Raw genomic sequence first — 13,053 nt, forward strand, 5'->3', positions numbered from 1 at the left:
AATGGCCTGGACCCGTGACGAAATGGCAGCGCGTGCTGCCCGTGAGCTGACCGACGGCGCCTACGTGAACCTCGGTATCGGCCTGCCGACGCTGGTGGCCAACCATATCCCGGAAGGCATGGATGTCTGGCTGCAGTCCGAGAACGGCCTGCTCGGTATCGGGCCGTTTCCGACCGACAGCGAAGTCGACGCCGACCTGATCAACGCCGGCAAGCAGACCGTCACCGCGCGTGCCGGTGCCAGCTATTTCGGCAGTCATGACTCGTTCGCGATGATCCGCGGCGGTCACATCAACCTGGCCATCCTGGGCGCGATGCAGGTCACCGACAAGGGTGATCTTGCCAACTGGATGGTGCCCGGCAAGATGGTCAAGGGCATGGGCGGCGCGATGGACCTGGTGGCCGGGGTGCAGCGCGTGGTGGTGCTGATGGAGCACACCGCCAAGAACGGTGAGCACAAGGTGCTGCCCGAATGCACCTTGCCGCTGACCGGCGTGGGCGTGGTCAACCGCATCATCACTGACCTCGCGGTGTTCGATGTCACTCCTGAGGGCCTGGTGTTGGTCGAGGCTGCACCTGGCGTCAGCGATGAAGAGCTGAAGGAAAAGACGGGTGTGACGTTCGGGCACGCGTGAGCCGGGTCTTGCGGGCCGAACTTTCGGCCCGCAGTCCTGGGTGTTACCGACGGCGGGCGTACGCGTAGTCGTGATCAGGCGCTGGATCCTGGTTTGAGTTACCGGTCAGCGTGGATGTTTCGATGATCTGGAAGCCCGCGGCATGAACAACCGCACCGCTTATCCGCTCGATGGCATGCGCCAGTGTGCCGTCGATCTGTCCTGTTTCAGATTCAAACGCACTCGTATGGAGATGCGCATCCAGCAGCGGGCGTAGCGCCGACAGCCGCACCCAGAACATGCTGCCAGAAGCGAACAGATCGGCCTCGATGTCCTCGTCAAGTCCCAGGCGGGCCTGCAGCTTTTCAAGATGGGAGATATTGCCTCCCATGAACTGTGTGACAGGAAGCAGATGGCCGGCAGGAGCGATCATGCCCACATCAGGATGTAGGCGCAGATACTCCAGGATGGTTTGGCCAGTTTGATTCCCAATCAGCTTGTCCACCATTTCCCTGCGCCATTGGTCACCGTTGCCGCGGTGGACCGAGCGCTTTGTGTGCAGCTTCAGCACGACATCCTCGCCTTCGTCGAGCAGACGATTGGCTGCATGCAGGAAGGGCAGGATGTCCCGTCCTCTGTTGGCGAATGCCAGCACGTCTATTTCGTCGCCAAGTCGATGCTTGGCAACAATTCGGCGCACGTCCGTGTCGTGTTCGTGCGTGGTGGTTATCACGATACGTGCCTGCAGTGCGCTGGATTCAACGATGCCCAGCAGCTCTTCAAGCACGTCCAGGTACCAAGCATGTATGACGATACATGGCCGACGTACAGAGACAGTCCGAGGCTTGAGTGCCTGTCGGGTTGCGGCCAGCCACGCATGGCCCAGGCGCGCATCCGGTTCCAGTACTGCCCCTTCGGCCCATTCGTTCCAGGCATTGATGAAAACCACGCGCTGCGCTGGCGGTGTATCAGCAAGCCGCTTGTGGAGGGTTGTGTGCAGCCAATCGCAATAGCCGCGTGGCGATGCATGCAGGTAGACCCTTCCGCGACCGGAGCGGCGGGCTTCATTGTCCCAACCCGGGTTGACTCCCGGATAGAGCGTGTAGTCGGGAAGCTTCCGGTTGGAAACTTCCCGGGCAAGCTCACGCCAGTCCCGTACATCCCCCTGGAAATCGGGGTTGATCAGCCACTGATTGGCCGAAAGTGAGCGTGGGTTGCTCATGTTCGGCGGAAATTCGACCGCAGCGTCAAAGCCGATGTCGCGGGGATCGGGGCGCTCGAAGCCTTGGACATAGGCCAGGTGGATCTCTCCGATGCCATTGTCCAGGCACCAGTTACGCCAGCGTTGTCCCGTTGCACGGGCATCGGGCAGTAGATTGGGTCGGTACACCAACAGCATCGGCTTGCCGTCGACCTTGAGCGCCCGGCGATCACGAAGGTAAGGGGCGATGTGGCTGATGAAGGCCAGATCATCTTCCGCACTATGTTGTTGCCCGATAAGGATGTCCTCGTCGCGACCATCCCAACGTCTTGCCCAGTTCTCGTTTGCCCAGCACAGGCAGAAAGGCAGGTCGATGCTGTCGTCGGCCAACCATTGACGCAGCGGTGCCTCCATAAGGGTGCGCCCGCTGAACCAATAGAAATAGAAGCAGAAGGCACCAATGCCATACTCGGCGGCCAGTTGAGCCTGATCGCGCATGATCTGAGGGTTGCCTAGATCATAGAAGCCGAGATCGGCGGGCAGGCGTGGCTGGATGTGACCTTCAAACTGCGGCAGCGCTCGGGTGACATTGCGCCACTCGGTGAATCCTTTGCCCCACCAGGCATCGTTCTCCGCAAAAGTGTGGAACTGGGGAAGATAGAAAGCCACCAATGTCGCCGGCACGGGGGATGGCAAGGGCGCTTGCTTGTATGGCACATGGCCAATGGCTGCTTCGTCGGCACGCCAATACGGGCGTGTCGTCGAGTGTCCGGTGACCTCATGGGCACTGTCACGCCCGCGTGCTGGAAGCGGTATCCAATCCCCATGACGGCTCATCAGCCGTGTCCGCAGTCGATCGCGTTGCCCCTCGCTCAGTGGGAGCGCGCGGAACAGGCTGCGCAACAATGGGTAGAGCGCCTGCCGCAGACGGTTGTTGTTCACGGGCCGATGACCTGCGGACGATGAAGAGAGGCGGGCATCCGAACTCCGAAAAGCATATGCGGTTGGCATTCTCGGATGTTGTGGCTTTCCCGGCAAACCCAATTGCCATGTTAGCGTTCGGCCATGCTGTTCCCCCGCGAGCTCCCCGACGCCGACATCCGCCACCTTCCCGGCTGGCTGCAGCCCGCCGAGGCGGATGCCTTGCTCCACACCTTGGGCGAAACGGTACCGTGGGACGTCCACCGCATCCGGATGTTCGGCCGCTGGGTGGACTCACCCCGGCTGAGTTGCTGGATCGGCGATCCGCAGGCGCACTACCGGTATTCAGGTGCGGATTTCGTGCCGCAGCCCTGGCCGCCGTCGTTGTTGCCCTTGCGCGAACGTCTGCAGCAGGCCTGCGCGGCGCGGTTCAACAGCGTGTTGATCAACCGCTATCGCGATGGACGCGACGGCATGGGCTGGCACAGCGATGATGAGCCTGAACTGGCGGAGCGCCCGGTAATCGCCTCGTTGAGCCTTGGCGCAGCCCGGCGCTTCCTCCTTCGCCGGCGTGACGATCATGCGCTGACGGCCGAGTTCCTGCTCGCCCATGGCGACCTGCTGGTGATGGCCGGCGATACCCAGCGCTTCTACCAGCATGCGTTGCCGAAGACCGCCCGCCCGCTGGGCGAGCGGATCAACCTTACTTTCCGCTGGGTTTCAGGCCGGTGGCCCGAGCGGCATCCTGCTGGCCGCTGACCAGGGTCCAACCGATCAACTCGGTGGCTACCTTGTCCAACGCGCCTTCAAAGGCATGGGCAACATGGGGCAGTTCGGTGGAGGTTGCCGGCTCGGCGACCAGGAAGGTGCGTGAGGCCACCACGCGCTGGTCGATGCTGTGGATCAGTTTGGCGTTCAGTTCGATGGTGGCTGCGGGCATGTCGCCGCCGCGGTAGTCGGCCTCGAAGCGACGCAGGTCGGTGGTCAGCTTGTAGTCCGAACGGATGCCGGTGGCGATGCGGGCCACCGCGCTGATCCGCCCCGAATCCTCGAAGCCGCGCAGCAGGGTGTCTTCCAGCATGTCGGTGGCCGGCTGCGACCAGGTCGCGCCACGGTAGACCTCCAGTTCGCCGGGCGTAGGGCGCACATTGATGCGCGGGCTGTCGACCAGGCGCGCGGCGCTGGGCTTGGCAATGGACAGCTGCCAGTTCACCTGCGGCCACGCGGGGTCGGCGGCGACCCGCACCTGCGGGGCATAGATGGTGGTGGACTGGCGGTCGCCGCCGGCAAGGACCGAGCAGCCGGACAACACCAGCAGGCATAACGGGGCGAGCAGTTGGGTCGGCAGGGCGCGCTTCATTTGGGATCAAACTCCTTGGGGGCATCGCGACCGAGCAGGTAGCGGGCCGGGTTGTTCTCCAGCCGGTCGCTGACGCGGCGCAGGTCACGGATCAGGCCTCGCAGTTCGGTCAGGGTCGGGCCGAGCTGGGCCAAGCCGTCGTTGGCGAAGCTGTTGATGGCGGCGCGGTTCTCGCCAAGGATGGCGTCGGCATTGCCGGCCGCCGAGTCGAGTTTGCTGAGGCTGGTGTCGAGCTTGTCCAGCGTGGCTGGCAGCTGCCGCAGCACGTTCTGGTCGAGGTTGGCGATGGCACCGTTGGCGGTGTTGAGCGTGGTGTTGAGGTTGCGCGCGGCATCGCGCGCTTCGACCAGCAGCGCCTGCGTGCCTGCATCGCGGTCGGCCAGGCCGCTGCTGATGGTTTCCAGGTGGGCCAGGGTGGTCGAGATGCGGTCCACGTTCTTGTCGCTGAGCAGCTGGTCCATGCGCTCGACCACCCGGTTGGCCACGTCGGTGATGTTCTGCAATGCCGAGGGTGCGGTGGCGATGGTGGGAATGGGCTCGCGGCTGGAGGCTGTCAGTGCCGGCGCCTGGGGCGTGCCGCCGCTGAGCTGGATGATGGACGGCCCGGTGAGGCTGGTGATGGCCAGTTTGGCGCGGGTGTCTGTCTTTACCGGTGTGGTCGAGTTCAACCGTAGCCGGGCGATGACTTTGCGCGGGTCATCCGGGGCCAGCGTCAGTTCGGTGATCGAGCCCACCGCGATGCCGTTGTACTGCACCGGGCTGCCTACCGACAGGCCGGTGACGGCTTCCGTGAACACCACGCGATACTCCTGCCAGGTGCGGTCGGAGGAATACTTGGCAGCCCACAGGCCGAACACCAGCAGCGCCATGGCCACCACTATGGTGAAGGCGCCGATCAGGACGTAGTTGGCTTTGGTTTCCATGGTCAGGCGTTCTCGGACTGGATGCCGCGCGCGGCGCGGGCACGGGGGCCGTGGAAATACTCGCGTATCCACGGATGGTCGAGTTGTTCGATCTCCGGCAGCGGTGCACACGCCACCACCTTGCGGTCGGCCAGCACCGCCACCCGGTCACAGATAGCGTAAAGCGTGTCCAGATCGTGTGTGATGAGGAAGACCGTCAGGCCCAGTGCTTCCTGCAGCGTCTTGATGAGATGGTCGAACGCGGCCGCGCCAATGGGATCCAGGCCGGCAGTGGGTTCGTCCAGGAACAGCAGTGGCGGGTCAAGCGCGAGTGCGCGGGCCAGGCCGGCGCGTTTGCGCATGCCGCCAGACAGCTGCGACGGCAGTTTGTTGATGGCATCGGCCGGCAGGCCGGCCAGTTTCACTTTCAACAGCGCCAGTTCGTAATGCCAGCGTTCGTTCAATTCCGGGTGGTGCTCCTTGAGCGGCACCTGCACGTTCTCGCCGACGGTTAGCGAGGAGAACAGGGCGCCATCCTGGAACAGCACGCCGGTATTGCGCTCGATCTGCAGCCGGTCGGCCGGGTTGTCCGAGCGTGCGTCGATGCCCAGTACTTCCATCTGCCCGGCATCGGGTTTGCGCAGGCCCAGGATGGAGCGCATCAACACCGATTTGCCGGTACCCGAGCCACCGACCACGCCGAGGATCTCGCCGCGCCGCACGTCCAGGTCCAGATCTTCATGCACGGTCTGGCTGCCGAAACGGTTGACCAGCCCACGCACGCGGATGGCCATGTCAGCCGCGGGTTTGTCGGTGGTGAGGGAATGAATTGCCATCATCGTCCAGTGGTCCGCCTACCAGTCCATGTGCATGAACCACAGCGCGGCCATGGCGTCGAGGATGATGACCAGCGAGATGGTCTGCACCACGCTGGAAGTGGTGCGCTCGCCCACCGATTGCGCGGTGCCTTCAACCTTCAGGCCCTCCAGGCAGCCGATCAGGCCGATGATCAATGCAAATACCGGTGCCTTGGACAGGCCGACGAGGAAGTGCCGCACCTCCATGGTTTCGTGCATGCGTGCCAGGTACATCTGCGGCGGGATACCCAGATCGAATGCGCCGACGGTGATGCCGCCAGCCAGACCGGCGAGCATCGCGATGAAGGTGAGCAAGGGCAGCATCACCAGCAGGGCGAGCACGCGGGGCAGTACCAGCAGGTCGATGGGGTCCAGGCCCAGCGTCTGGATGGCGTCGATCTCCTCGCGTGCCTTCATCGCGCCGATCTGCGCGGTGAAGGCGCTGGCGGTGCGTCCGGCCAGCACGATGGCGGTCAGCAACACCGCGAACTCGCGCAGGAAGGCGATGCTCACCAGTTCCACCACGTAAATCTCCGCGCCGAAATCACGCAGGATCGTCGAGCCGAGGAAGGCGATCACCGCACCCACCAGATATGAAAGCAGTGCCACCAGCGGCACCGCATCCAGGCCCACCTGTTCCATCTGGTTGATGGTGGCGGTCAGGCGCAGGCGCCGTGGTTCGCGCAGCAGCCGTGCCATCTTGGACAGGTTCTCGCCCAGGAAATTGAGCATCACCACCACGTTGCGGCCGATGGCCTGCACCGAGCGGCCGAGCCGCTCCAGAGCCGCCGCCACGCCATAGTCCCGCTGTGGCCGGGGGCGCTCATCAGCAACTTCTTCGATGGTGCAGACCAGCGCCTGGTGCTCTTGGCGGAACAGCAAGCTGTCGTCGGCCAGCCCCGCCTTGTGCACAAAGCGCAGCAACAGCAGCACGCCGGCCGAATCGAGCTGGTCGATTCCCCGTGCATCAATGGCCGTGACCGGTTTGGCGCTGCCATCCAGGGCATTGACCGCACTCAGCGCGGTGGACAGCGTCCAGCTGCCTGAAAGCCGCAGCTGGCCTTCGGTACCGGGTTCCATCGTGCAGCTGGGTGGGGAGGTGTTTGTCATCATTGGCATCCGTTGCCGAGAATAACCTGTCATCCGTTGAGCGCGGATGATGCAATGCTTCCGCTTCGGGCGATACTACCGAACATGTCCGCCGAAACCCTTGCCTCCATTCCTGTCTCAGCCCCCAGCCGGGCGACCTATGCACAGCGCGTGGCCTTCGTTTCAGAAATGGCCGGGCGCCTGCACCGCTACGGCACCACCGCGCAGCGGCTGGAGGCGGCGGTGGTGGCATTGGCGCAGCAGTTGGATCTGGACTGCGAGCCCTGGTCAAACCCCACCGGTTTGATACTGAGTTTCAGCGACCCCACCCAGGCCATCGGCTCCAGTGATATCACCCGTGTGATCCGCCTTGGGCCCGGCGATACCGATCTGCATAAACTGGCCATGGCCGATGAGATTGCCGACGCGGTGTCCACCGCGCGCATGAGCATTGCCCAGGGCCATACCGCGCTGCGGCAGCTGGATAAAGACCCAGGCATGCGCGGCAAGGTCCAGATGTTGCTGTCCTTTACGCTCGGCTCGGCCGGTGTGGCCGGATTGTGGCGGCTGCCCTGGCTGGATATCGCCACTGCCGGTGTCACCGGCCTGTTGATTGGCCTGCTGCTGTTCTATACCGACCGGCGGGTGGCCACGCGCGAGGCCAGCGATGCGCTGGCGGCATTGTTGGCCGGCTTTGTGGCGGTGCTGGTGGCCTCGTTCATCGGGCCGCTGAATTTGAATTCCACCATCATCGCCTCGCTGGTGATATTGCTGCCGGGCATGTCGCTGACCAATGCGGTCAATGAACTGGCCAGCCAGCATTGGGTATCGGGCACGGCACGTTTTGCCGGTGCGCTGACCACCATCATGAAACTCACCGTGGGCGCGATGATCGCGGTCACCATCGCGAATTTCATCGGTCTGGAACCGGTGGTCAAGGCTTCGCGGCCGCAATCGGACTGGGTGGAATGGGGCTCGGTGCTGGTTGCATCGTTCGCCTTCGCCATGCTGTTCCGCGCCAGCAGGCGCGACTATCCGTGGGTGATGGCAGCCTCGCTGGCCGGTTATGCCATCTCCCGTTATGGCGGCCAGTTGTGGGGTGGCCCGGCCGGTATCTTCCTGGCGGCGATGATGCTTACCGCAGCCGGCAATCTGTTTGGCCGGCTGGTGCAGCGGCCGGGGGCGATCATCCGTTTGCCGGGCATCATCATGCTGGTTCCCGGCAGCATCAGTCTGCGCGGGGTATTGAACCTGGCCCAGCAGCAGAACGTGAACGCCGGGGAATCGGCCTTGCTGACCGTGTTGAACGTGGTGATGGCGCTGGTGGCCGGTTTGCTGTTCGGCAACCTGCTGGTGCCGGCACGCAAGAATCTGTAACGACAGACCATAAAAAAACGCCGGCAGCTGCCGGCGTTTCATTTTCAATCCTGATTACTTTTGAATCAGGAAATCTTCAACCTTGCGGCCCTGGTTGGTGAACTCGGCCAGCCAGCGCGGCTGCTTGCCACGGCCGGTCCAGGTTTCTGCCGGGTTGGCCGGATTGCGATACTTCGGTGCCACCTTCGGCAGGGTACGGCCGGTCTTGGCTGCGCCCTTGGCGGCCTTGGTGCCACGCACGGCCTTGACGGCGGGAGCGCCGGCGCCGAACAGTTCTTCAATGCTGTAGCCCGCCTTCTTGGCGGCAGCGGTCAGCTGAGCCCGAACCTTGGTGATCGGCTGGCGCTTGGCGACAACGGTTTTGCGCTTCTGGGCGTCGCGGATCAGTGCGGCCAGTTCTTTGGCCGACAGGTTGCTCAGATCAATACTCATCTAATTGACTACTCCGGATAATGGGTTCATGGGGAAAGCCAATCCGTGGCAGCGCCGCAAGAATAGCGGGCACGCGGTGTGGATGACAAACCAAATACCGTTTTGGGTGTTATGTGCAAATGAAAAGGCCGGGATGTTTCCCGGCCTTCGCAGATTACCCGATGATTTTCTGCAGAACCGTGGAGCGGTCAAGGTTCTCAGCTTCGCTGGCATTGCGCGCACGATATTCAAACGTGCCTGCGGCCAGACCGCGCTCGGACACCACGATGCGATGCGGGATGCCGATCAGCTCCATGTCGGCGAACATCGCGCCCGGGCGCAGACCCCGGTCGTCCAGCACCGCATCGACACCGGCGGCCTGCAGATCGGCCAGCAGGGCTTCGGCGGCGGCGATGACCGCGGCATCCTGCTTGGGGTTGATCATGCACACCACTGCCTGCCAGGGCGCCATCGCGACCGGCCAGAGAATGCCGGCATCGTCGTGGTTCTGCTCGATGGCGGCGGCGACGATGCGCGATACGCCGATGCCGTAGCAACCCATCGCCATCACCGCAGCCTTGCCGCTCTCATCCACCACGGTGGCCTTGAGCACTTCGGCATACTTGCGGCCGAGCTGGAACACATGGCCCACTTCAATGCCGCGCGTGATCTTCAGTTCGCCGCCGTCGCGGGCACGGTCGCCCGCCTTGACGTTGCGGATATCGGCCACTTCCGGCTCGGGCAGATCGCGGCCCCAGTTGACGCCGGCAAGGTGGAAGCCCTTTTCGTTGGCGCCGATGACGAAATCGGCCATGGCGGCCACGTCACGATCCGCCACCACGCGGATCGCCTTGCGCGGATTGAGCGGACCGAGGAAGCCCGGTTCGCTGCCCAGGTGCTCGGAAATCTCGGCCTCGCTGGCCATGCGGTAGTCGGCCAGGCCGGCGACCTTGGCCAGCTTGATCTCATTGACCTCGTGGTCACCGCGTACCAGCGCCAGCACGAATTCCTTCCCGGTGGTCATCACCGCGATGGACTTGACCGTGCGCAGCAGGGCGATGTTCATCAGCGCGGCCACGTCTTCGCAGGTCTTCTGGGTGGGCGTGTCGATCCTGCGCAGTTCCTCGCTGGCGGCCGCGCGCGGTGCGGGGTCAGCGGCGACGGCGGCTTCGACATTGGCTGCGTAGTCCGAGCCGGTGGAGAACACCAGTGCGTCCTCGCCCGAATCGGCGATCACATGGAATTCCTGCGACGCATCGCCGCCAATGGCGCCCGAATCGGCCTGCACCGCGCGGAACTCCAGTCCCAGACGGGTGAAGATGCGGGCGTAGGCGGCCTTCATGTTCTCGTATTCGGCGACCAGGCTGGCGTCGTCCAGATGGAAGGAATAGGCATCCTTCATCAGGAACTCGCGCGAACGCATCACACCGAAACGCGGGCGGATTTCGTCGCGGAACTTGGTCTGGATCTGATAGAAATTGACCGGCAGCTGCTTGTAGCTGGCCAGTTCCTGACGCGCGAAGTCGGTGATCGCTTCTTCAGCGGTCGGGCTGTAGCAGTACTCCTGCTCCTTGCGGTCCTTGATCTTCAGCAACTGGCCGCCGAACTTCTCCCAGCGCCCGGTTTCCTCCCACAGCTCCTTGGGCTGGATGGTCGGCAACTGCAGCTCCACCGCGCCGGCGCGGTTCATCTCCTCGCGCACGATGCCTTCCACCTTGCGTAGCACCCGCAGGCCCAGCGGCGACCAGGTGTACAGGCCCGAGGCCAGCTTGCGGATCATGCCCGCGCGCAGCATCAGCTTGTGGCTGATCAGCTCGGCGTCGGCGGGGGTTTCCTTGGTGGTGTGCAGGTGGAAGCGGGACAGGCGCATGGGAGGGCTTCGCAAAACGGCGGAATCGCCTATTTTGCCAGCCTTGTCGCTTGCTGGGGGTGCTGGCGCGGATCTATCCGGGGACAGGAGCGCCACACATCCGGGAGCGGGACGGCATTGGCCCGCTTGAGGCTACCGCTCCGCAGCCTCTTCCTGGCTCCAGCGAGGAACGGGCGGTTCTGCAACCCGGGGCCTGAGCAGCAGGGCATCCGCCGGCGGCATGGGACTCCCTCAACTCCCAATTCCTGCGGCCTCAGGGTTTGGCCTGAGGCCTGCAATAGACGGCGGCGGCCGATTCTGCCAGCTGCTTCTGGGCGGCGCGCTGGGTGTCGTCCAGCTCGGTGTCCGGCTTGCCGTCACCATCGGTATCGCGCATGACCCGGTTGTTGCCAGCCAGGATCTCCAGGTTCTTGCGTGCGCCCAGGCATTGCTCGGATTCGCCCGCTTCAGCCGGCGCGGCCTCGGCCACCGGGGCGCCACTGGCGGCAATGCGACGGGTTTCGTACTGCTGGCCGGCCGGCGGGCGCTCGGAATACTGGGTGACTCCGTTGGCATCCTTCCACTTGTACAGGTTGCCGGCACCCGCGCTGGCGGAGGCCAGCAGGAGCAGGCAGCAGAGACGGGGCAGGGCACGCATGGCGACTCCGGGACAGTGAAACTGGGCAGGTGGTGATTGCAGCACCCGGTGACGTGGCTGGCAAGTCGATTAAACTCCCCGGTATGGACGAAATGAGACCCAAACCGCGTTCGCGCAGCATCTACCTGCTGCCGAACCTGTTCACCACCGCCGGGCTGTTTGCCGGCTTCTACGCCATCATCGCCGCATCCAACGGGGACTTCGTCAACGCCAGCATCGCGGTGTTCGTGGCCGCCATCATGGATGGCCTGGACGGGCGCGTTGCGCGTTTGACCGGCACCAGCAGTGAATTCGGCGTGCAATACGACTCGCTGGCCGACCTGGTCAGCTTCGGCATGGCGCCGGCGCTGGTGATGTACCACTGGTCGCTGTCATCGCTGAAGTTCGACGGCGAGATCCTCGGTCGCGTCGGCTGGTCGGCGGCGTTCCTTTACGCGGCCTGCGCGGCGCTGCGTCTGGCCCGCTTCAATACCCAGGTGGGGTCGGTCGACAAGCGCTGGTTCATCGGCCTTGCCAGCCCGGCCGCTGCCGGCTTGATGATGTCCTTTGTCTGGGCCTTTGCCGATGGCAACCTCGGATTGAACGGCGAGGAACTGCGCTATGTGGCGCTGGCGGTGACGATTGTCTCGGGCCTGCTGATGGTCAGCCGCATCCGCTTCTGGAGTTTCAAGGGCGGCGCTGAGAAGGGGCCGCGTTCGGAGCGTGTGCCGTTCCTGGTGCTGGCGCTGGTGCCGATCGTCATCGCCATCATGGTGCTTGATCCGCCGCGTGTGCTGTTCACCGTGGGCGTGGTGTACGCGCTGTCCGGCCCGGTGATGTGGGCCCTGCAGCGTTGGCGGCAGCCGGCCGGCAAGGTGCAGTGACCGGCACCGCGCCCTCGCCGATGTGGTCCACGCAGCAGCAGGCATGGCTGCAGGCGATGGGCTATACGGTTTATCTGGAAGGCAGCGCGCTGGACGCGCTTGCCTCGGCCGAGGCGGCAATGCCTGCGCCGGTAGCCGTCGAAATTGAACCCATGGCTGCGCCTGCACCGCGTGCGGCACCGCCGCCGCGACGGGAAGCGCCGCAGGCATCGGCACCAGAAACTCCAGTGACCGCCGCCAGCAGGCCGCTGTCGAACGCGGGCCGTCGTGCGGGTGGGTTGCGCATGCCAGACCGCCTGCAGATCGCCTTGCTGCGTGCTTCCGGCTGCAATCCAAATGACCCGCAGACGCGCGTGCTGATGGACAGCTGGCCGTTGGCCGAGTTGCGCGCCGACCCTGCCGCCAAGCGCGCGCTGTGGCCGCAACTGCGCGCACTGCGGCGGAAGCAACGGCCGTGAACGCGCAGGCTCGCGAACCGAGGCCGGCAATGCGGCCGATGTTCGAGGATGACCTGGATGCGGTGATGGAGGTCGAGCTTCGCGCTTACCCGTTCCCGTGGACACCGGGCATCTTCCAGGATTGCCTGCGAGCGGGTTATCCCGGCCGCGTGCTGCTGCTGGACGGGCGCATCGCAGGCTACGGCATGCTGAGCCTGGCGGCCGATGAAGCGCATGTGCTCAATGTCTGCGTGGACCCGCGGGTGCAATCGCGCGGGCACGGCCGGCAGTTGCTGCGTGAGCTGGTGCGTGCGGCACGGCAGCGCGGTGCGGTGCGGGTGTTCCTGGAAGTGCGTCCCTCGAATACGCCGGCCATCGCGCTGTATCACAGCGAAGGTTTCAACGAGATCGGCCGTCGTCCGCGGTACTACCCGGCCGAGAACGGGCGCGAGGATGCCTTGGTGATGGCAATGGAACTGGTGGATGAGGACATCACCACCATGCCGCCGCTGTAA

At 64.4% G+C, this 13,053-nt stretch carries 13 protein-coding genes and 1 pseudogene; 6 read left to right on the top strand and 8 right to left on the bottom strand.

The window, feature by feature from the left end; all coding sequences use genetic code 11:
• Window position 1: 1 nt before the first annotated feature.
• Window positions 2-634: a CoA transferase subunit B gene (locus ABB26_RS01090; protein ID WP_057631725.1), complete on the top strand. Its 633-nt coding sequence runs from the start codon at window positions 2-4 to the stop codon at window positions 632-634.
• 43 nt (window positions 635-677) lie between these two features.
• Here ABB26_RS01090 and ABB26_RS01095 read toward each other — a convergent pair whose 3' ends face one another.
• Window positions 678-2,756: a glycoside hydrolase family 99-like domain-containing protein gene (locus ABB26_RS01095; RefSeq protein ID WP_425477228.1), complete on the bottom strand. Its 2,079-nt coding sequence runs from the start codon at window positions 2,754-2,756 to the stop codon at window positions 678-680.
• A gap of 123 nt (window positions 2,757-2,879) precedes the next feature.
• Here ABB26_RS01095 and ABB26_RS01100 point away from each other — a divergent pair, with 123 nt between their 5' ends.
• The gene (locus ABB26_RS01100; RefSeq protein WP_057631727.1) at window positions 2,880-3,494 is read left to right on the top strand and encodes an alpha-ketoglutarate-dependent dioxygenase AlkB family protein; all 615 of its coding nucleotides are present in this window, start codon (window positions 2,880-2,882) and stop codon (window positions 3,492-3,494) included.
• Here the strand turns inward: ABB26_RS01100 and ABB26_RS01105 are convergent.
• Genes ABB26_RS01105 through ABB26_RS01120 form a run of 4 tightly spaced genes read right to left on the bottom strand, consistent with a single transcriptional unit; the run spans window position 3,439 to window position 6,964 of the window.
• On the bottom strand, window positions 3,439-4,095 hold the full coding sequence (locus ABB26_RS01105) for an ABC-type transport auxiliary lipoprotein family protein (RefSeq protein WP_057631728.1): 657 nt from the start codon (window positions 4,093-4,095) through the stop codon (window positions 3,439-3,441). The genes ABB26_RS01100 and ABB26_RS01105 overlap by 56 nt on opposite strands.
• Entirely contained in the window at window positions 4,092-5,018 is a 927-nt protein-coding gene (locus ABB26_RS01110) for an MlaD family protein (protein WP_057631729.1), read from the bottom strand. The genes ABB26_RS01105 and ABB26_RS01110 overlap by 4 nt, the downstream gene beginning before the upstream one ends.
• A gap of 2 nt (window positions 5,019-5,020) precedes the next feature.
• Complete coding sequence (locus ABB26_RS01115) at window positions 5,021-5,833, bottom strand: ABC transporter ATP-binding protein (protein ID WP_083490622.1); 813 nt, start codon at window positions 5,831-5,833, stop codon at window positions 5,021-5,023.
• An 18-nt stretch (window positions 5,834-5,851) separates the two neighbouring features.
• Entirely contained in the window at window positions 5,852-6,964 is a 1,113-nt protein-coding gene (locus ABB26_RS01120) for an ABC transporter permease (protein ID WP_057631781.1), read from the bottom strand.
• Window positions 6,965-7,048: 84 nt separating this feature from the next.
• Between ABB26_RS01120 and ABB26_RS01125 the strand changes: the two genes are divergently transcribed.
• Window positions 7,049-8,320, top strand: coding sequence for a threonine/serine exporter family protein (locus ABB26_RS01125; RefSeq protein ID WP_057631731.1), 1,272 nt, complete (start codon window positions 7,049-7,051; stop codon window positions 8,318-8,320).
• Window positions 8,321-8,377: 57 nt separating this feature from the next.
• Here ABB26_RS01125 and ABB26_RS01130 read toward each other — a convergent pair.
• The 3 genes and pseudogenes from ABB26_RS01130 to ABB26_RS01140 all read right to left on the bottom strand — a co-directional run.
• A pseudogene (locus ABB26_RS01130) lies at window positions 8,378-8,752 on the bottom strand (H-NS histone family protein); the annotation flags it as partial.
• A 154-nt stretch (window positions 8,753-8,906) separates the two neighbouring features.
• Complete coding sequence (locus ABB26_RS01135) at window positions 8,907-10,601, bottom strand: proline--tRNA ligase (RefSeq protein ID WP_057631733.1); 1,695 nt, start codon at window positions 10,599-10,601, stop codon at window positions 8,907-8,909.
• Between the two features lie 253 nt (window positions 10,602-10,854).
• The gene (locus tag ABB26_RS01140; RefSeq protein WP_057631734.1) at window positions 10,855-11,238 is read right to left on the bottom strand and encodes a DUF4124 domain-containing protein; all 384 of its coding nucleotides are present in this window, start codon (window positions 11,236-11,238) and stop codon (window positions 10,855-10,857) included.
• A gap of 83 nt (window positions 11,239-11,321) precedes the next feature.
• On the opposite strand from ABB26_RS01140, the gene pssA reads away from it, so the two are divergent.
• From pssA to rimI, 3 genes are read left to right on the top strand one after another with little or no spacing between them, the layout of a single operon-like run.
• Window positions 11,322-12,101: a CDP-diacylglycerol--serine O-phosphatidyltransferase gene (gene pssA, locus ABB26_RS01145; protein WP_057631735.1), complete on the top strand. Its 780-nt coding sequence runs from the start codon at window positions 11,322-11,324 to the stop codon at window positions 12,099-12,101.
• Window positions 12,102-12,121: 20 nt separating this feature from the next.
• A complete protein-coding gene (locus ABB26_RS01150) occupies window positions 12,122-12,559 on the top strand; it encodes a hypothetical protein (RefSeq protein WP_057631782.1) in 438 nt (145 codons plus the stop codon).
• Between the two features lie 29 nt (window positions 12,560-12,588).
• Window positions 12,589-13,053 carry a ribosomal protein S18-alanine N-acetyltransferase gene (rimI, locus tag ABB26_RS01155; RefSeq protein WP_083490619.1) on the top strand — a complete coding sequence of 155 codons (465 nt, stop codon included), beginning with the start codon at window positions 12,589-12,591 and terminating at the stop codon, window positions 13,051-13,053.

The sequence above is a fragment of the Stenotrophomonas humi genome (assembly GCF_001431415.1).
Classification (GTDB): domain Bacteria; phylum Pseudomonadota; class Gammaproteobacteria; order Xanthomonadales; family Xanthomonadaceae; genus Stenotrophomonas; species Stenotrophomonas humi.